A 19,730-nucleotide genomic window follows, 5' to 3' on the forward strand; every position below is an offset into this window, starting at 1 on the left:
GAGGGCGAGGTTGAAGAGCAGATGGCGGCGCTCTGGTCGGCGCTACTGGGCATCGGGCAGGTGGGTCGCCATGACGACTTCTTTGCTCTGGGAGGGCACTCTTTGCGGGCGATACGCCTGATCAATCTCGTGCAACAGCACTTTGCTGTACACATCGAGCTGTCCCGCTTATTCAGGCATAGCACGCTAACCGATTTTTCCCGCCAGGTGCTACTTGCGGTGCTGACGAATGAATTCAATTCAGATGAGTTGAATGAGCTTGTATCGACGAAAGGTGAGAATAATGAGTAATCTAGATATTGATAAGCTGAGCATTAAAGAGCTTGAGCAGCTACGAGCGCGAGCAAAAAGCAAAGGCCTCAAACAGAACATCAATAAAAAAGATCGGCTGACTAAAGTTGACAGAACAGGTGAACTTCCCGTTTCGTTTGCACAAAAAAGCCAATGGTTTGTTGATCAAGCACCTGATATTGGCAGCGGTTCTAATATTATTCTGGCTTCGCGTATTAACGGTGACCTGAATAGTAAGGTCTGGCAACGTTCTCTAGATCAGATCCTGGCACGACATGAAAGCCTACGCACCGTGTTTATTCAGCGCAAAGGTCAATTGCAGGCTCAGGCATTGGATGTGGGAACCTCTATGCCCATGCAGTTTTTCGATCTGAGTGAACGGACGGATGCACAGCAAGCGCTGTCTGAGATTATTGCTGATAATGAGCTGCAAGCTTTTCACCTTGACCAGGGCCCATTAATTCGCTGCCACCTTATCCGCATGGACAAGCATCAGCACGTCTTCTTACTCACGGTGCACCACATTATTTGTGATGGTTGGTCACTGAGTATTTTTACACAAGAATTAAATGCGCTGTATCAAGGTTATTTGGCAAATAGTGGTGAAACACCCCCTGATTTAGCAGTGCAATACGCCGATTTTGCGCAGTGGCAAAACGAGATGCTGCAAGGGGATCTCGTGGTGAAACAGCAAAAATTCTGGGCGGACTACTTAGACGATATTCCGGTTTTGCTGTCATTGCCTTGGGATCGCCCTAGACCAAAACTGCAGGACTTTCATGCCGGTTATGTCAGCTTTACCCTGGATAGCGAGCTGGCAGCAGGACTACGGGCATATTGCCAGCAACAAGGGTGCACGTTGTTCATGCTATTCATTGCCGCATGGGGCGCACTTTTGTCGAGACTATCCGGCCAGTCGAGCGTGGTTATTGGTACCCCAACCGCAGGGCGAGTACGGCCAGAACTTGAGCCACTGATCGGCTTGTTTATGAATATGTTGGCGATTCGTATCGATGCACCTACGGGGATAACGGCGCAAAGTCTGCTGAAAGAAGCTCGAGACAATATTCTACATGCTTACGATCATCAGGACTTGCCATTTGAAAAAGTGGTTGAGGCCATCGGGGTGGAGCGTAGTCTGGGTCACCTCCCACTCTATCAGACTATTTTTAGCTTACGAACAAATAGTGATGGTGATAGCAAACTGGCACTCTCTGGGTTAACCATTGAAAACTTATCGGTAAGTAAAAGCTATCTGAAAGCGGACATCGAGCTGCATTGTACCGATAGCAGTTCCGGGATAACGGGGGTGATAAGCTATGCCCTCTCCCTATTTGATGAAGCGACGATTGAACGCTATCAATCGTATTTTATTGAGCTACTACGCGGCATTATTTCGCGCCCGGAACAATTACTTTCTGAAATTACACTGATATCAGAAAAAGAACGCAATTGGCTGCTATATGAGATCAATGAGACCTCTCAACCCTTTGATCGAAATTGCTTCTTATCTCAGCGCTTTGAGGAAATTGCGGCGACATACCCAGACGCTTTAGCCCTGGTGTATGGCAATCTTCGCTTCAGTTATCGCGAGCTAAATGGCGCTGCAAATCAGCTAGCCCATGCGCTGATACGCCAAGGTGTCGGCCCTGAAGCGCGAGTCGCGCTCTGTATTGAGCATAATGCGGCGGTTGTCGTTGGGCTTTTGGGAATATTAAAAGCAGGAGGGGTTTATGTCCCTATGGATGCGTCTTATCCCTCTGAGCGTTTAAAAAGCATTCTGGAAAATGTTGAACCCTATCTCGTGTTGGCAGATGCCGCAGGTAAACAGGTACTTAATGCTGAGCTGCTGGCGGAAAACAAGGTGTGGACACTGGATTTAACGAACTGGGCATTCGGGAGTGAGAGCCGAGATAATCCACAGCTAGATACGCTGCATCCAGAGAATTTAGCCTATATCATCTACACCTCCGGTTCGACTGGCAAACCTAAAGGGGTAATGATTGAGCATCGCAGTTTAACCAACTTCTTCATGCAACATGAGCTGCGGTATGGTGCAAACGTTGAGCACCGAATTTTGCAATTCGCTTCTTTTAGTTTTGATGCGAGCATTGTTGAGTTAACGCTCGGGCTGACGCAGGGGGCTGCGCTTTATCTACTGACGCCAGAACAACGTGTTTTCAGCGATATCTTTGTCGACTTTCTCCTAGAAAATAAAATAACGCATCTATTTTTAGTGCCCTCTGTCGTGCTGGCTATCATCAAAAACTCAAGGTTTATTCAGGTTATTAAGGGCGTCACTATTTCCTTGATGGGTGAAGAGGCTCCAGCATATCTGATACGGCAATTGGCAGAACATAATCGGGTTATCAATGATTACGGGCCGACGGAATGTACTGTATTTGCGAGTAGCTGGTTATATCACTCAGAGGCTATCGAAGGACTGGTCAGCTTAGGCAACCCGCTGGTCAATAGCCAACTGTACGTGCTTGATCAGCATCGGCAGCCTGTACCACGTGGTGTGATTGGCGAAATATATATCGGTGGAGAAGTTGTCGCACGAGGATATTTTAAGCGCGAAGACTTAAATCAAATAGCATTTTTGCCCGATCCTTTTATCAAATCTCAGGCGGATAAGCAGATTTATCGCACCGGCGATCTTGGTTATCACTTGAATAATGGCGAGATAGTCTATTGCGGCAGAAATGATAACCAAGTGAAAATCCGCGGGTTCCGCATAGAACTGGGGGAAATTGAGAGTCAACTACGGCAATATCCGCAGGTTTCACGATGCGTTATTATTGCGGCGGTACCAAAAGGGAAAGAGAAACATTTATTGGCCTATTTTACGACCAGTGAACAAGAAGAAAGGATTTCAAGTCAGCTCTTGCGCGACTATCTTTCCGAAAGATTACCCGCTTATATGATACCTACCGCCTTTGTGCAGCTGGATGTTTTACCAACAAACAGTAACGGCAAACTCGATCGCAAAGCGTTGCCGTTGCCAAGTCAGGGAGACTATGCCCGTGAAATTTACGAGGCACCTAAAGGGTCCGCGGAAATCACGCTGATGAAACTCTGGCAGAAGTTGTTAGGAATAGAAAAAATCAGCCGTTATGACAACTTTTATGCGCTAGGCGGTAACTCATTGCTGGTAATACAGTTGAGTTATGAGGCGAGGCAAGCGGGTATCGATTTATCGGTGTTAAAGATTATCCGTAGCCCGATACTGCATAAGATGGCTCAGGATGATCTAGCAAGCGCATTCTCTGTTGATGAGGCATTACCAGCACGGAAAACCGGCTATAAGCCACCGATATTCTTCTTCCCCGCTGGCACCGGGAATATTGAATATTTTTATGAGTTAGCTGCGACTATCGATCCTGACTATCCGATATATGGATTGCCCTGGCTACCTGAGCATGCTGAGCAGGAGCCGACTCTGGAAGCGATGAGCCACCGTTTCCTAAAGATGGTTAAGCAAATCCAGCCAGAAGGCTCTTATCATTTTATTGGTTATTGCTCAGGTTCTGTTGTCATTCACGCGTTGGCGAAACAGCTGATAGGACAGAATGAAAAAGTGGGGTATATCGGGCTTATCGATGCGCTCTGGATTAAAGCGCATGACTATGGATTGAACGAAAAACGTTATTTATTTGGCCAAATAGAGTCCCAGGCCGAACGTATAGAGTTAGATATTGAGCGTTATGATGAATTACGTTCACTTGAAGAAAAACTATCAGTAGAAGAATTGATGCGGTTAGGGAAACAATGGAAATTGATTCCCGAAGAGGTTGACCTTGAGAGACATCGAAAAATCTTACACCAGCAGGTCAATTATGCTTGTATGGTCGATGATTACTACGCCGAACCACTGGATATAGATGTTTATCAATTTAATGCGAGCGAAGATATTACCGAGAGACTGGTAAAAATAGACTGCAAATCCAAATCAATATTTTCTGATAAGTCATGGAAAAAGCGAATTGGAAAATACTTAGGATGGGAGCAGGCTTTTTCTCGCGGTCGTATTCATATCCATAAAGTGCCGGGCGATCATCAGTCGATAATCACTAATCAGGAAAATCGGCAGGTACTAGGTGACATGATTTCGCAAACTCTTGGTGATAGCGGCTTACAGGAAAAAAGCAAAACCGAATTCGATCCTTTGATTCCTTTTGTCACTTATTCTGACAGTGTGGTGCCTTTAATCTGTCTGCCGGGCGCAGGGAACAGTATCACCAGCTTGAGGCACTTTATTAGCGCACTGGAGCCTGGTCGTTCCGTGTATGGCCTGCAACCTCGCGGCATTGAGCTCTCTATGCCACCTCATTCATCATTTCAAACTGCCGCGGCTGACAACCTGAAGGCAATCGCGCGTATTACGGAGAGTGGACCCATTCATTTAGTGGGGCATTCTCATGGTGGTTTAGTGGCGTTGGAAATGGCTCACCAATTAAACCTTCAGGGGCGTAAAGTCGCCTCCATTACCTTGATTGACAGCCAAACACCTCGCTTACTGGATGATGCCTGGAAACTCACGAATCAACAGGCCATGGATGATTTTGTTGAGGCAATATTCAACACGTTGAATATTCGACCTGAAAACATCTTCTGGCAGATTCAACATGGTGATGTTCTGACGGTATTAGCTTCCCTGCACCAATTGCTCGAAGCACATGGGCAAGTGCCAAAGAATAGCACGGTGGACCTTTTGACCGGCACTTTCCATACCTATCTCGCGGCTCGCCGTTGGACTTATACCTCACCACCGACATACCCACAAAACCTGCATATCGTCTTAGCCAGCGAGACTTCACCACGTGTCTTGAAAACAGATAAAAAGCCAGTCGATCTCGGTTTGGCCTGGCAGAAAGAAATTGAGGGTATTCAGTTGGATAGAATAAATGGCAATCATTACAGTATGTTATCTGAAATTAATGGGCCTGAATTGGCACGCTGGTGGCAGAAAAACGTAGCCAAGAAGGAGTGAGCATGCTGATGAGTTTCATCATGTGACTTGATAGGCAGACGAGCTAAATAGCTTAGGCAAACGCAATCCATATAACGAATTGGTAATTTTTGAATAGGGGTTTAATCATGTTTTTTATTATCGAAAATATTTTAATGCCTGAAGAGGTTTTTGAAGCCCAAAGGTTATTAAACGCAGCGAATTTTTTGGATGGGCGGGCGACAGCGGATGTTGGATATAGCGTGAAAAACAATTTGGAAATGAAGGTGGATAAGGATTATTTGTCCGTTGTAAATTTAGTGAGCACAGCGTTAGAAAATTCGACTGAAGTGAATATGCGCGTTGTTCCCAGAGCAAGAACCAACCCTATTGTGAATCGTTACGACGAAGGAATGTATTATCACAATCATGTTGATCTTCCTATTCAAGGAGGGAGTACCCAGATGGGGAAAGCCCCTGGTCGTTACGGGCAAAACTTTCTTCGCACGGATTACTCAATGACACTTTTTCTCAGCCACCCCGAAAGTTATGAAGGCGGGGAGTTGGCTTTGGAGATCGCCGATGAGCTCAAACTGATCAAACTGCCTGCGGGGAGTGCCGTTTTTTACTCGACAGGGGTTTATCATGCGGTGCAACCCGTACTTTCTGGTTCACGTGTTGCAGCCGTATGCTGGTTCCAGTCAATGTTCCAAAACGCTCAGGTCCGCAATCTGCATTGGCAGCAATACTGCTTAGAGAGAGAGCTTCAGCAACAAGGGGCTCACGATCTCGCGGATCAAGCCTCCGCAGTCCGTAATAATCTAATACGGTATTTGGCCGTGATTTGATAATGATTTTTGACCGCTTCTTGTGAAGGGGTTTGGTGCTTAATGCTTTTTATTTAACAAACGTTATCAAGAGATTTGAATGATGAAACAAAACACCTTTATCGATATGAGAGACGAAAACGAAAAGATAGCAGATAACTTTTCTTATATAGAGGTGGATAGAAAAGATATTGATGGGGATATTATATCCGACCTTATTCTTAATGGGGAGCGAAATGGCAGTGTGCTCTATGTGATACGCAACGCTTTTACACCTGATGTTGCTCAATCATTAGTTGATTCATTTGATGCAAAACTAGACGAAACTCAAGGCGGGAACCGACCTTATGATGGTTATGTGAACGCCGCTCAAATTGGTGCGACGCAATTTTTGTTAAAAGGCGAAGAGTATGTAAAAGGTGTAACTGAAAACAACTTAAATCTTGTTCCTGTTGTGAATTCGTTGCGGGATGAGGAAGTTGAGTCTATTTTTTTGACCAGCTTTTTGGAGCAGGTTTTTATTCAGAAAGGAATCCACTTTGGTCCCGCCAGATTAAAGGGAGGGTATGGTTCTTTTATTTCTTTACGCCGCTGGTTGGATAATGGGGAGATGTCTCTTTGGCCGCACGACGATTATGCTCAGCTGTCTATCGCCATGCAAGATAATTTTGAGATTGCTAAAACGCGCCGGGACGTTGTGTCGTTTAATGCTTGCGTGGAAGCGGCTAAAGGCGGAGGCATGTTAAAGGTTTGGAATTATAAACCGAATGAAAATACTCGACGTCGACTTGGTGTAGAGGGAAAAGGCTACCCTTATCCTCTGGAACTGCTTGAAAACTTCGAGGCATTAGAAGTCAAGCTTAACCAGGGAGATGTGTATTTTTTAAATGCGAGCTACTTGCATGGCGTGACTAGCGTCTCCGAAGGAAGAAGATTTAGTGCAGGTAGATTTATTGGCCATATTGGTGACCATAAAATTGTGTATTGGACTTAATAAGAACTGTGGGCTACGCCATTAAATTGATGAGTTCTGAAATAGGTTAATACTTTTTAGACTAAACGCCCGATAAATTTCATGGGGCGTTTAGTCTTTGCCATGTAGTGAAGGGGGTTGAGGGGGCTTTGTTGAATAAATCAGAGTCAACCGACAAGGTTTCTTCTTGCGGGGCACCCGTTATGAGATCCGCGTGCTGTCCGGCATTCCCAACAGCGTTATCCGGTTAAGCGCTTTCGCTATCGCCATCACCTCCCCCACCTGCCCATCATAGTCCCGCAGGCTCAAATTACCACCCAGGAGGGTTTTGATGCGGAACATGGTCGTTTCTGCCACTGAACGCCGGTGATAACCCACTTTCTTTTTCCAGGTATCATTAGTGCGGTAAGCGTCACATACAGGCCGCTTCCTTGATGCGCCCATTTTCGTACAACGCGTTGTAGCCGCCGTAAGCGTCCGCCTGCAGGATACCGTTGTAGCCCGCAAGGTGCTCTGTGGATGGATACCTTTACGATCCGGTGAGTACGCGAACCACACAGCCGCCCACGGGTCAGCAATGATAATGCCTATGCGGAATCGTTGTTCCGGACGCTGAAATATGTGCCGGCGTGGCCGGAGAGCGGCTTCAATGCTCTGACACAAACGCGTGTCTGGGGGAATAATTTTACCGACTGGTATAACGAAGGGCACCGTCATAGTGGGATAAATTATGTGACACCCGGTCAACGGCACAGAGGAGAAGACAAAGTGATTTTAAAACAGCGAGATGCCGTTTATCGTCAAGCTAAGTTCACACATCCGGAACGCTGGCCGCGCAGCACAAGAAACTGGCAATGGATAGAAACAGTGACGTTGAATCCCGAACGAGAAGAACGCGTGGCTTAAATTCATTAATGGTGCCAACTATGTTGACAATTACCGGGGGATTTGAGTTACAGATGGTCAGGATTGAAGCAAAGCTTCAATCCTGACCATCTGTTGTTGTTATGGATTTATACCATCAAAAGGCAAAATAAAGAAAGGATCACATTTTTTTGCTTCACAACCGAAGAAAATTTCTTTATTATTCTTTATAAGAGTAATCATTCCTCCACCATTTATATAATATTTCCATATTTCATTACCTATCTTTGCTTTTCCAACTATGTCACATGGAGTTTGATAGAATATACTATATGGAGAAGAGTCATATTCCTTGCTAAGACTTAAAATATTATTTACATCATTTTTACTTAATTTCCATTTTTTGCATATATCAATAATGTCTCTATCATTGCTATCTGTTATTTCCAATCCCGTTACATTAATTATTTCCACTTTGTTTTTTGAATAAGTATAAGGGCTAAATACTATTAGAGTAAAGATTAGCACCTTCACCTTCTGTTTTATAAGATATTTTATCATGTTCATATATATCACTATCACCTAAATTATAATTACATTTTAGTAAACTAACCAATTTTTTAATTGCTTCATTTTGTTGTGTAGTAGCTTGATCCCAAGACTTAGATGTCTTGTTATAAGCTGCAACAACCTCAATTCCTACACTATCAGTATTCATAGGATATCTATCAGGATATTCTTTTAATTTTTCATGATCATGAATTTTCTTTGTATTCCATCCCCAACCACTTATTTTTTTTGCTTCATTAGTATTGCAATTATTTTCTGCCATACACTTAGACTTTATTCTTCCTATGTGATATGTATATTGTTTTAAGCTGGCTGTTTGTTTTATTGTACCATCCTTATCTATAATAAAATGTGTTCCAATACCAGTTGATTTGAATGATGATATAGCTGGTGACATCTTGGAGCCTCCGGTCCTATGTAATACTGTAGCATTCACGGCACTCATTTCACCATGTTCTAAAGTGCTAACACGATCTTGAGTTATATCAGCGTTTTTAAAAAATCCATCATCATTAACATATGGAATTTGACTTAATACATGCTTAACAAAATCATCTCTTGCTTCTGGAGGTGGACATGTAGCACAGGCTTTACCTGCATTCCATGTATTATTTTCATCATGCTTAGATAGTTCTTTTATTAACTCTTCTTTTTTATTAAAGCAAATATTATCATTAAGTGCTATTAACAGTGTTTTTTCCTTTTCATTGATAGGTTTCATTTAGTCTTCCTTTTGACGATAAATTAATTGAGTTTAAGTAATAAATGATGCTTAAATATAACTCATAAACTAAGGCCTTTCTTGTATGAGCCAAAGTGTATTTATAGGTACTTTTTCAAGTCTCCTCAGCCAATATTTACACTGCCTCCACCGATAACAACACCTCCACAATCAACGGCATCTCCTGTTCTGGCGGCAGGTTTTCCTTCAATAAATACAGAGCCGGAACCTCCCGCTATCGCCCGTGAATGTGATGAATGTGATTCCAAAGCATCTCCTTGTCTGGCCAGATAGGCACCGTCTACCTTAACGCTGCTGGCACCAGTAATAACAGGTGTTGCTGGGTAATCACCATGTTCTGTACCCATATCACCGATTCTGATGGCATTTCCCATATTGTCTTTTCCTAAATTAGTATCAAGATACACATTGATTATTATTAAATATTAAGAAGAAATTTCTTAGCTCTATACCAGCCAGGAGTCCCATCATCAGCCAGTCTGGTTAAAATGGCTTTATCAAACTCATCAATATCAAAATCATCTTCTCTGATAATTTTCTTAAGAATTCCCTCCATAGAACGCGTATCTGTGATTTTTTCAGAAAGTAGATAATCATAGAAAAAAGCTAAAAATGGTAATGAGTTATCGATGCTAATACTTTTTCTAAGGTTTGCTAATTCAGATAGCAGAATAGAGTCAAGTTTCTGTAAATATCTTTCTTTTTGCCTTATTTCTATCAATTCATACTGTTGCTCACTGATTTTGAAAATCTTATATTTCCCCTTGGCGTTATCAGGAAAAGGTTCTCTGATTTTTACAAAGTTATCTGTGCGTTCTTCTTCAAGGTAAACTGTTGTGATCCGCGTGATTGGCCCCAAAAAACAATGCGCTTCCCAATCGCTCAATACCCCCAGAAAATCCCAGATATTGCGTGGATCATAAAAACGGAAAAAGACCGGTTTTTCTTGTTGGGGGAGCAATACTTGCAGGTATTTTCGTAAATGCTGACGCACGGTTTTCATATCCGCGTCGCTGTGAACGAAAATTCCCCACGGGGTTTTGCGGCATTCCAGCCAGATTTTGACCTCTTCAGTAACCTGTACCAGATAAGGGGCAATTTCCACCAGTTCTGGCTGGAGGGGTTCACCATAAAGACAGGCTGAAGGCGGGTCATAGCGCTCCAGCATCAAAAACAGGTCGGATTCCGCCGCACCATCAATAATAGCGTAGAGCTTTTCCTGACTCATTCCTGCTTCTCCTTCTCTTTCATTGGGCAATGGGCAACAAACATTGAGCCTTCGCTTGCGGCGGCCAGCAGGATGGCGGGGTTAGCCGGTGCCAGTAAATCACCGGGGCTGCCACCGGAATTCAGGTTAATCGCCGCGCCTTTGATATCAATACCGCCCGCATGAAGCACAACAAAATTTCCACCGACATTTAATGTGATTTTACTGCCACTTTGCAGAGTGAGATCGCCCTGTGCATCCACACTGACTACCCCCTGAATTTTTTCAGCCAGATCGCCTTTGAGCTGTAATGAGCGATCACCGTCAATCTGCTCAATATAATTGCCCGTGGTTTTATGATCCTGTTGACCTTCTACGGTCACCTTGCGGTTATTGGCTATCACCAGTTCATCGTCATGACCAATGCTGGTTGTGCGGTCATAGTTAATGCGTTCTCCCCGTGAATTGCGCACCTGAATGGCGAGGTTTTTCTGAGCATGAATAAAAACTTCTTCGCGATCTTTCTCATCTTCAAAGCGCAGTTCATTAAACCCTTCACCTTTATGGGTTTTCGAGCGGATAGACATCTGGGTTTTCGCCATCGGCAGGCGGTTTGGTGGAATATTATTGGCGTGATAGGCCCGACCGACAATAATCGGCTGGTCGGGATCGCCGTGGACAAAATCCACCAAGACTTCATGACCAATACGGGGAATGGCAATCATGCCCATTAATTGCCCTGCCCACGCCTGACTGACTCGTACCCAGCAAGAACTGCGGTCATTAAATTCACCGTATCTGTCCCAGTCAAACTGGATACGGACTCGCCCGTATTCGTCACAGAAGATTTCTTCGCCCTCCGGCCCAACAACCGTGGCAATATGTGGGCCTTCCATTTGGGGTTTCGGGTAGGGGGAAGGTCGGTAAGAGTTTTTTCGGGTGGTGAAGGTAAATTGATTAGACAGCCACGTACCGCTACCGCCTGGCTGGGTTTCATCGGCTTGTGGCTGTTGACCTGAATGGGTTATCTGAATTAATTGCCATTGGTCATTAAAAACCTCTCTGGGATGATCCATCAGGTTAAATAACTGCCCCGGCCACATGGCAAAACAGTCACCCTGACCGTTACCAAGCTGAGTGTCCCGGCGCAAGTATTCCAGACGATACTGGCTTGCCCGTTGACCTAACTCATCATCTTTATAGCGGCTGGGAAAATCGTAATAGTGATAGCTGTTCAGTATTCGCTGATTGTCAAGATTGCGCCCTTCATACCAGAATTCCCGATTCCAGCGAGGGTTTTTAAAAGTCCTGTCTTTGGTCGTGATATTGGCAACACCAACGCGTTCTGACCAGCTAAATTGGCGGATACAAGTTGTTTCACCAGTCACATCACTTTCTGGGCGATAGGGGACGGTAATTACCTGATTAAGAGACAGGCAGGAGTCGTGAAATACAATGCGTTGCTCGTGCTGATCCTGATCGAATGTGAAATAGTAAAAAATGCCCTCATCAGCCAGTAAGCGCTGGATAAAGGCCAAATCACTTTCATCGTACTGAACACAAAGTTCTCTCGGCGGATGTTTGTAGCCAAGCGCAAAGAAAAAATTCCGCACCCCATTTTCTCTGAGCAGGCTTTCCACGATATCCATAACAGACTGATTTTGGAAAATCCGGCTATTAACCCGTAAGGATGCGCGCCATAAAGGGGGCTGAATAGTGATATGGTAGTGGCTTTGATGGCGCCCGGTTGATTGCAGTGAAAAATGTGTCACCATACCGGTCACTTGGCGTTCAACCTGCTCATTACGATGTACGGCAAAAGCGGCATTTCTGTCAAGGATATCGGCAAAGTCAATTTCAGGGGTTTTGCAGGTCAGTGTGGCTTCCAGCCGAAAGGGGGAAGAGAGTGACTCATGAAGTGAAAAATCTACGACTGCGAATGTTTGTTCGGGTAAGTTTTCTGTAATCAGTGTGAATATTAAACCTGAGCGATCAAGTAATTGATTGATTTTATCCATTACCCTGCTCATTTGTACTCTCCATAATTTTTTAGTGTATCAATCCTTATTTACTGCCTAAATAGTAAAAATAATTTAATAATGAAACTGTTATTGCATATTTTTGGTACAATACGGGGCAGGATATAATAGAATTGTTTATACATGCAACCATGAATAAAAGTTCAGCAGGGAAATTGTGATTAACTTCTCCTCTTAAATAAAATCAATTAATTACATCATTTTAATTTCACATAATACAACAGATTAAAATCATCCTGACGTGCTGCGCTTGTCTTCTCCGTGTTACCGGGCTAAGCATTAACCCGGTAACACGGAGAGCTGAAAAACACCTGCCAGAAAAAATATTTCCTCACCTTCGCCTCATTTTTTCCCTCACTTTTTATTTTCCTCACTGCGAAAACAGGTGAGGAATCGATTGTTTTTTATCCTTAAAAATCAACGTTTTTTGTGCTCCTCACTTTTTCCGTATATAGGCGAAAAAAGTGAGGAAAACGGTGAGCAGTAAAATCCCTCTCCTCACCGTTCCTCACTTTCGGACTCACTTTTTAATCTTCATTATTCTGGTTAACAATGCTGAGCTCCTGCCCGTGGCGGGTAATCAGTCCGTCCTGTTCTAACTTGGTCAACCAACGGCTGAAATTCTTCACATTCACCCCCATCGACTTTAAATCATCACGTATAAGGGCAATGGAACAAGGCTCTTTCAGGGCAGTGCGCGACCGGATACACTGCCATAATGTCGTGTGGTTATCTGTTTTATTGGGGATGCGTTCAATTTCTTCTTCCTCAACTGGATCGCGTGGCCTGTCAACCAGAACCAGTGATGTAATATTCTCACCGTCTTTATCAGTAAAAAGCTCCACCACGTGCATATCATAGGCTTTGGCTTCCGGCTCTTCGGCATCTTTCATTTTGGTGCAAGTGATAACCAGTGCGCCGCCTTTCTTCCCTTCGCGGCTGATCTTGTATTCAACATCCAGCGCAGCACGAAAGGCACTGGAACCCCTTGCGCCTTTGCTTTCATCTTTACCAGAATGGTGAACCACGAGAATGCTTGCGCCTGTTTTGGCTTTCAGCTCGTCACAACCCCGAACAAACGCGCCCATATCTTTTGAATCATTCTCATCAGCACCGCCAAAACAGCGGGCGAGCGTATCGAGAATAATCAGACGTACAGGCTCGCCTGTTTCCGATTCAACCTGTCGGGCAGCAATCACCAGCTCATGCACTTCGGCAGGCGAGGCCGGAAATACCGGCGTATTAATCAGATACATATTTTCAACCGTCTGGCCGTTGACGATTTCCCATGCTTTGATGCGCCGGGGCACACCGATCCCGCCTTCACCGACCACGTACAGTACAGCACCTTGAGCAACCGATTTTCCAGCCCATGCCTTACCCGTAGCAATATGACAGCCCCACGCCCCGCCAGAAAACTCTTATATGAACCGCTCGCCCCGTAAATACTGCACAGGGAATGCGCCGGAATAATGCCCTTAACCACGTAGTCTAACTGGGCATCAAAGCCTGCTGAACCGACTGACAGCGGTAACTTTGTTTTGCGCTGCGGATAAAGGGTTTTGACATTGTCATGACTGCGGTTTACTTTGGCGTAACTGTTCATTGGCTCCCTCACCTGATATAACCCCTTACTGAATGCCTGCTTTGCGGCTTCAACACCGTGTTGCCGGCGATAATCATCCCAGTCGGCTTTATGTTCTGTAGGCGGTAACGAAATCCAGCCATTCACCGCAAGGGCGGCTTTTTCTGCCGAGATCTTGCCAACGTTATTTTTGGGTTTACCGGTCTTATCCAACTCGCCGGGGCTGTGCCAGTCATTATCTGCGGCAATAATGATTTTTGTATCCGGCCAGCGTTCCCGAACCGCTTTCGCGACAGAGTACAAATTGCCTGCATCTAGGGCTGCCAGAACGGTGCCTTTATAGAGCTGGTTAACGGTGAATGCCGTGGCATAACCTTCTGTAATGATCACCGTGTCTGGATGTCCCTCCAGCGCTGATATGGCGATAAACGCACCTTTCTTTTGGCTACCGGACAGTAATTTTTTCGTTCCATCTGGTTTGATGATCTGCGCACCGGTGACTTTTTTATCCAATGCTGTCAGTGCCAGCATGGCTGAATTATCGAACAGTAGTCGCTGATTAGGGCAGTACAGTCCCTTTGCGGCCAGATAGGGCGATTGCCCGGCGACAGTTTGCGCCATCAGTGCCGCGACTCTTTCGGCAATCGGCTGTGTTGGATAGGTGTTTTCTCTGGCGGGCTTTAGTTCCGGTAAAGGCAATGACTGCACGTTAGCAACAATTTTTGCTGCTTCAAGAATCGAGATCCCTGTGGTTTTTGCCACTAAATCCAGTCCATCACCATAATTCGGGGTATCACATTGGCGGCAGTGCCAGTTGCCGTGATAGTGATCGTCAATAAAGTGGAAACGGTCAGTGCCACCGCAGACAGGGCAGGCACCATGCTTTCCCTTTGCCGGAACATCAATACCGCAAGCAGGCAACAGGTTTTGCCAGGAATACATAGCCGATGTTTTTACGGTCTGGATCAAATCAAGCGGTTTTGGGTTGCCTACTGTTTTTTGAGCTGTAAATTCAGGGCGAGTTTGGGTATGCTGTATCAGCCATCTTTTTTACCTCAATTAACGGTTGTTGGTCAGGTGCCTCAGATGTGTTCCCGCACACTGGGGCGTTGTGTTTTTATCTTGTTCTTATGTCATCTTCTTTTCTGTGTTATGCCGCCCGCGATTCAGCGATACGTTGCGCAATCCAGTCATCAATCTCTGCTTCGATAAAAGCGACTGAGCGCGAGCCGATTTTGACCTGTTTTGGGAATGCTCCGTCACTAATCAGTTTGTAGATCCACGCTTTGCTATAACCCGTTCTGCGCTGCACTTCCGGCAGACGGATCAGGCTGGTTTTCAATGTTGTCACTGTCATTTTAATTCTCCTGTTACCGAGTCCTTGAGCGCTCATCGTGGACGTTGTTTGATGACAGGCGAATTATTTAAAAAGCAAGACTAAATGAACAGCGTTAATTCTTTTTTTCTCGATTAGAATTAATGGGTTGCAAATTTTACTAGCGGTTTTTTCTGTCACGCAGCGGTTTGGCGAAATCATACGGTGTGATGGGTTTTTCCCGGTTTGCATCCAGATAATCCGCCCACCATTGCACCATCAGCCGCCGTTCATCCAGATGTTTGGAGGTGTGAATATACGCCGCTCTAACGTTGTTGCGTTCGATATGGCTTAACTGGCGCTCAATGGCATCATCACTCCACAGGCCGGATTCGCCCATTGCACCACGTGCCATTGTACGGAAACCGTGCCCGCAGATTTCAGTTTGGGTGTTGTAGCCCATATTGCGCAGAGCACTGTTAACGGTGTTTTCACTCATGACTTTCGCGGAATCATGATCACTGGGGAACATCACTTCACAATTGCCGCTCAGTTCCTGTAATGCTTTGATGAGTCGAACAGCCTGATGGCTCAGGGGCACAAGGTGACCGGTTTTCATTTTCATACCGCGTTCAGAGAAGCGAACACCTTTAATGGGTTGTCTTGTGGCAGGAATTTTCCACACGGCGTTTTCAAGGTCGATTTCCTGCCAGCGGGCAAATCTCAGTTCGCTGGAGCGGACAAACGTCAGCAGAGCCAGCTCTACCGCGATTTTGGTCAGTAAGCGCCCGCGATAAGCCGATAAGCGGTTCAGGAAATCAGGTAAACATTCATGGGGCAGGGCGGGATGATGACGGGATTTTGCGGTGGTGAGTGCGCCGGTCATATCATTAGCCGGATTGGTTTCCAGAATATCATTCTGGACGGCATAACGCATAATAGCAGTGATACGCTGGCGCAGACGTTGGGCGATATCGTGTTTACCCTGCTCATCAATGGCCTTGACTGGCGCTAAAAGCTGGCTGGTGCGTAATGTGGTAATATCGCGGGCACCGATATGGGGGAAAATGTACTGCTCAAGATTGCGCAGCACTTTTTGACAGTGGCTGTCGCTCCAGCGTTTGTTACTGGCGTGCCATGCACGGGCGACTTGTTCAAACGAATTGATTTTGGTGGGCGTTGGTGTGCCTTTTTTCTCGGCTTTGGGGTCGATACCCTGAGCCATCAGCTTTTTGGCTTCATCGCGTTTAGCGCGGGCATCTGCTAACAATACTGTCGGATAGACACCGAACGCCAGCCGATCTTCTTTTTTATCGGTCGGACGGTAATACTTCATGCGCCAGTACTTCGAGCCGCGTGCTGTGATTTCTAAATAGAGGCCACCGCCATCAGCGAGTTTGTAGGTTTTTTCTTTGGGCTTTGCAGTTTCGATTTGTCGTGCGTTAAGTTTCATTATTAAGGGCATTCCTTTAATCGAACGGTAAGTGCCCCGAATTATGCCCTTCGCTGCATATTGATTGCAACAGACTAAACTAGACGTAGAAATAGGAATGGATATTGATTTTACTGAATTTAGTATGAATTGTTTTGACTTGGCTGGACTTCACTGGAAGTTGAAGTGGTGCCGGAGGCGGAATCGAACCACCGACACGGGGATTTTCAATCCCCTTGTAAGTTAAGAAAATGTAACATATTGATTTTTTGCTTATTTTGTATGCTCAAACTACTGAGTGTACAACATGAAAATACTTCCTATAATTTCTCCCAAAGGCGGCGAAGGTAAATCCACCCATGCTGCAAATCTGGCTGGATTTTTTGCTGATGCCGGTCTGCACACCCTCCTGATTGACGCCGATTACTCACAGCCCACCTCCAGCAGCATTTTTATCCTGGAATATGAAGCCCCTGCTGGCTTGTATGAATTGTTGATGCAGACGGTCGATCTGAGGGAATCTACGCGGATCATTTCCCGTTCAACGATCCGTAATCTCGATATCATTGTCTCCAACGATCCCGATGAACTCCTGCCGACAGCGATGCTGCACGCGCCTGATGGACGCCTGCGCCTGCGCAATATTTTGCAGCATCCTCTCTTCAATCAGTACGACATCATTATCATCGACTCCAAAGGGGCAACCGGGGTAATGACGGAACTGGTAGTGCTGACTGCCATATATAGTGTGCTGGGGATAATCAAACCGATATTACCGGATGTACGGGAGTTTCTGCGCGGCACGTTACGGATGCTGATCCGCCTTCAATCCTTTGAAAATTATGGCATTCAGCTTCCGCTGATCCAGATACTGGCCAATGGCATTGAAGGCACTAATCTTGACAGGGATACACTTCATGAGCTGACCGACATTATCAACTATCAACGTTATGACGCCTCCGCACTGGGCGGCAGGCAGGTTTATCAGTTGCTGAATACCCGAATAGACCTGCTGGATATCTACAAACTGGGACACGTTCGTGCCCAGCCTGTCCATTGCCTGGAATATAAAACCACCCGCAAAAGCCCCGCTGCGGCGCAAACCCTGCACTGTCTGGCCTGTGAACTGTTCCCTGAATGGAAAGCGAAATTTGATGCCGTGCTGGTCAACCAACCGACGGGGAACGCGCAATGAATGTTATCTGGCGAGCCGTTTGTTTTTGTTATGGTAATGCGGAATTACCGTTTACGGATACGCAGGAGGAGTGGTTTGTGTTTATCGATGCGCCTGATCGGAAAGCGGCGTTGGCGAAATTCCGGACATTATTATCCATTATCTGGGATGTTTTCCCTGAGCAGGTGGATCATTTCAGCCCCCGTCATGAAGCCGAGTTGCATGAACTGTCACTGATGCCCGGTACACCGGATGATTGGGCACTGCTGGAATGCGGCTGGGAAAATGGCCGGCCACAGTATTTAACCGCACAAGATGTGCTGTTCTGGGTCTCTTCCCCGCATCTGCAACAACGGTTAGTGGCTGCGCTGAATAGCGTCAGTCAGGAGGTGAATAATGAAGCGGGATCATGAGGCCTTACAGGCCATCAGTGAAGCGGCGCCCAGCTACGCTTATGCCGAGGTGGGAGTGATTGGCGGACTGGTACTGGACAATGATCGTTGGGATAGCGTGGTTCAGCGGCTGTCTGCCGACGATTTTTTCTTCCCGGCACACCGGATACTCTATCAGGCCATTACTGAACTGAGCGAAAAAACTGTCCGTTTGACCTGATCACCCTGACCGATAGGCTGACACAGCGGGGGCAAATAGACAGCGCTGGCGGTTTTGCCTATGTGGCAGAAGTGTGCAAAAACACGCCCAGCGCGGCCAATATTGACGAATATGCCCGCATTGTGGCCGAAAAAAGCCGGTTACGTCAGTTACTGGCACTGGGTAAATCCCTCAGCGCAGACGTTTTTCAGCCTAATATCCAGTCAGAAACCCTGATTGAGCAGGCAGAACATCAGCTGTTTAATCTGGCGGAAAAAGGTGCAGCCCGGCAACATCAGGCCGTGACCCTGCTGCAAGGGGCGGATGCCCTGATTGCCCATCTGGAACGCATACAGGGCAGCAACGGCATCACCGGGACACCGACCGGTTTTCAGGCGCTGGATGACATGACCTGTGGCTTACAGGCGGGCGACCTCATTCTGCTGGCTGCCCGTCCTTCCATGGGAAAAACTGCGCTGGCGCTGGCCTGTTGCCTCGGTGCAATTCGGCATCGGGACGATGCGGTGGTACAGATTTTCAGCCTGGAAATGCCAACGGCACAACTGATGCTGCGTCTGTCTGCGATGGAAGGCGGCGTGGCGTTAACCGCGCTGCGCAGCGGCCTGCTGGACGATGAACAGTGGGGGCGCATTAGCCAGAGTCTGGAGCAGTTTGCCCAATGGGATCAGCGGCTGATTATCGATGATTGCAGCCATCAGACCCCGGCGTTATTGCGTGCCCGTGCCCGCCGTTATACCCGTCAGTACGGTAAACCTGCCCTGATTATGGTGGATTATCTCCAGCTGATGTGCGCCCCCGGACAGGAAAACCGCACGCAAGAAATCGCCGATATCTCCCGCAATCTGAAAGCGTTAGGCAAAGAGCTGGAATGCCCGATACTGGCGCTGTCACAGCTGAACCGACAAGTCGAAAACCGTATCGATAAACGCCCCAATAATGGGGACTTGCGTGATTCCGGCTCGCTGGAGCAGGATGCTGATTTGATCCTGCACCTTTACCGCGATGAAGTCTATCACGAGGGAACCCCGGATAGCGGGGTTGCCGAAATAATTATTGGAAAGCAGCGTCAGGGACCGACAGGTACGGTGCGTGTGCGGTTTGAGGCGCAATATACGCGTTTTTCTGATTTCGATGGCAGCGGGAGGTAA

The 19,730-nt window shown here is 46.3% G+C and carries 13 protein-coding genes and 6 pseudogenes; 8 read left to right on the forward strand and 11 right to left on the reverse strand.

Features of this window, described 5'->3' with window-relative positions; all coding sequences use genetic code 11:
* From PSI23_RS08705 to PSI23_RS08720, 4 genes are all read left to right on the forward strand, one after another.
* A partial coding sequence (locus PSI23_RS08705) for a phosphopantetheine-binding protein (protein ID WP_273554731.1) occupies positions 1-291 on the forward strand: 291 nt, incomplete at its 5' end.
* Positions 284-5,284, forward strand: coding sequence for a non-ribosomal peptide synthetase (locus PSI23_RS08710; protein ID WP_273554732.1), 5,001 nt, complete (start codon positions 284-286; stop codon positions 5,282-5,284). The genes PSI23_RS08705 and PSI23_RS08710, both read left to right, overlap by 8 nt.
* 107 nt (positions 5,285-5,391) lie before the next feature.
* The gene (locus tag PSI23_RS08715) at positions 5,392-6,090 is read left to right on the forward strand and encodes a Fe2+-dependent dioxygenase (protein ID WP_273549571.1); all 699 of its coding nucleotides are present in this window, start codon (positions 5,392-5,394) and stop codon (positions 6,088-6,090) included.
* 79 nt (positions 6,091-6,169) lie between these two features.
* Positions 6,170-7,063, forward strand: a complete 894-nt coding sequence (locus tag PSI23_RS08720; protein WP_273554733.1) for a 2OG-Fe(II)-dependent halogenase WelO5 family protein — start codon at positions 6,170-6,172, stop codon at positions 7,061-7,063.
* A 180-nt stretch (positions 7,064-7,243) separates the two neighbouring features.
* On the opposite strand, the pseudogene PSI23_RS08725 reads toward PSI23_RS08720, so the two are convergent.
* Both PSI23_RS08725 and PSI23_RS08730 read right to left on the reverse strand, forming a co-directional pair.
* Positions 7,244-7,441: pseudogene (locus tag PSI23_RS08725) on the reverse strand (IS5/IS1182 family transposase); the annotation flags it as partial.
* Positions 7,442-7,460: 19 nt separating this feature from the next.
* Positions 7,461-7,603 (reverse strand): annotated as a pseudogene (locus PSI23_RS08730) (IS66 family transposase); the annotation flags it as partial.
* Between PSI23_RS08730 and PSI23_RS08735 the strand changes: the two are divergent.
* Positions 7,604-7,948, forward strand: a pseudogene (locus tag PSI23_RS08735) (integrase core domain-containing protein); the annotation flags it as partial. It lies immediately after the preceding pseudogene.
* A 99-nt stretch (positions 7,949-8,047) separates the two neighbouring features.
* Here the strand turns inward: PSI23_RS08735 and PSI23_RS08740 are convergent.
* The 9 genes and pseudogenes from PSI23_RS08740 to PSI23_RS08780 form a co-directional block, all read right to left on the reverse strand.
* Positions 8,048-8,434 (reverse strand): hypothetical protein, encoded by a 387-nt coding sequence (locus PSI23_RS08740; RefSeq protein WP_273554734.1) that lies wholly within the window; start codon positions 8,432-8,434, stop codon positions 8,048-8,050.
* The gene (locus PSI23_RS08745; RefSeq protein ID WP_273554735.1) at positions 8,406-9,197 is read right to left on the reverse strand and encodes a peptidoglycan recognition protein family protein; all 792 of its coding nucleotides are present in this window, start codon (positions 9,195-9,197) and stop codon (positions 8,406-8,408) included. The genes PSI23_RS08740 and PSI23_RS08745 overlap by 29 nt, the downstream gene beginning before the upstream one ends.
* 125 nt (positions 9,198-9,322) lie before the next feature.
* Positions 9,323-9,592, reverse strand: coding sequence for a type VI secretion system PAAR protein (locus tag PSI23_RS08750; RefSeq protein WP_273554736.1), 270 nt, complete (start codon positions 9,590-9,592; stop codon positions 9,323-9,325).
* Positions 9,593-9,636: 44 nt separating this feature from the next.
* Positions 9,637-10,446: a DUF4123 domain-containing protein gene (locus PSI23_RS08755; RefSeq protein ID WP_273554737.1), complete on the reverse strand. Its 810-nt coding sequence runs from the start codon at positions 10,444-10,446 to the stop codon at positions 9,637-9,639.
* Positions 10,443-12,455: a type VI secretion system Vgr family protein gene (locus tag PSI23_RS08760; RefSeq protein ID WP_273554738.1), complete on the reverse strand. Its 2,013-nt coding sequence runs from the start codon at positions 12,453-12,455 to the stop codon at positions 10,443-10,445. The genes PSI23_RS08755 and PSI23_RS08760 overlap by 4 nt, the downstream gene beginning before the upstream one ends.
* 536 nt (positions 12,456-12,991) lie before the next feature.
* A pseudogene (locus PSI23_RS08765) lies at positions 12,992-14,016 on the reverse strand (helicase RepA family protein); the annotation flags it as partial.
* A gap of 57 nt (positions 14,017-14,073) precedes the next feature.
* Positions 14,074-14,991: pseudogene (locus PSI23_RS08770) on the reverse strand (toprim domain-containing protein); the annotation flags it as partial.
* A gap of 208 nt (positions 14,992-15,199) precedes the next feature.
* The gene (locus PSI23_RS08775; protein ID WP_273554739.1) at positions 15,200-15,406 is read right to left on the reverse strand and encodes a helix-turn-helix transcriptional regulator; all 207 of its coding nucleotides are present in this window, start codon (positions 15,404-15,406) and stop codon (positions 15,200-15,202) included.
* Between the two features lie 139 nt (positions 15,407-15,545).
* On the reverse strand, positions 15,546-16,817 hold the full coding sequence (locus tag PSI23_RS08780) for a tyrosine-type recombinase/integrase (protein ID WP_273554740.1): 1,272 nt from the start codon (positions 16,815-16,817) through the stop codon (positions 15,546-15,548).
* 286 nt (positions 16,818-17,103) lie between these two features.
* Between PSI23_RS08780 and PSI23_RS08785 the strand changes: the two genes are divergently transcribed.
* The 3 genes and pseudogenes from PSI23_RS08785 to dnaB-PI all read left to right on the forward strand — a co-directional run bounded on the left by PSI23_RS08785 (position 17,104) and on the right by dnaB-PI (position 19,730).
* Positions 17,104-17,991 (forward strand): ParA family protein, encoded by an 888-nt coding sequence (locus PSI23_RS08785; protein WP_273554741.1) that lies wholly within the window; start codon positions 17,104-17,106, stop codon positions 17,989-17,991.
* A complete protein-coding gene (locus PSI23_RS08790) occupies positions 17,988-18,383 on the forward strand; it encodes a hypothetical protein (protein ID WP_273554742.1) in 396 nt (131 codons plus the stop codon). Before PSI23_RS08785 ends, PSI23_RS08790 begins: the two co-directional genes overlap by 4 nt.
* Positions 18,367-19,730 (forward strand): annotated as a pseudogene (gene dnaB-PI, locus PSI23_RS08795) (SPI-7-type island replicative DNA helicase). Before PSI23_RS08790 ends, dnaB-PI begins: the two are co-directional and overlap by 17 nt.

The organism is Xenorhabdus yunnanensis (assembly GCF_028598805.1).
Lineage (GTDB): Bacteria > Pseudomonadota > Gammaproteobacteria > Enterobacterales > Enterobacteriaceae > Xenorhabdus > Xenorhabdus yunnanensis.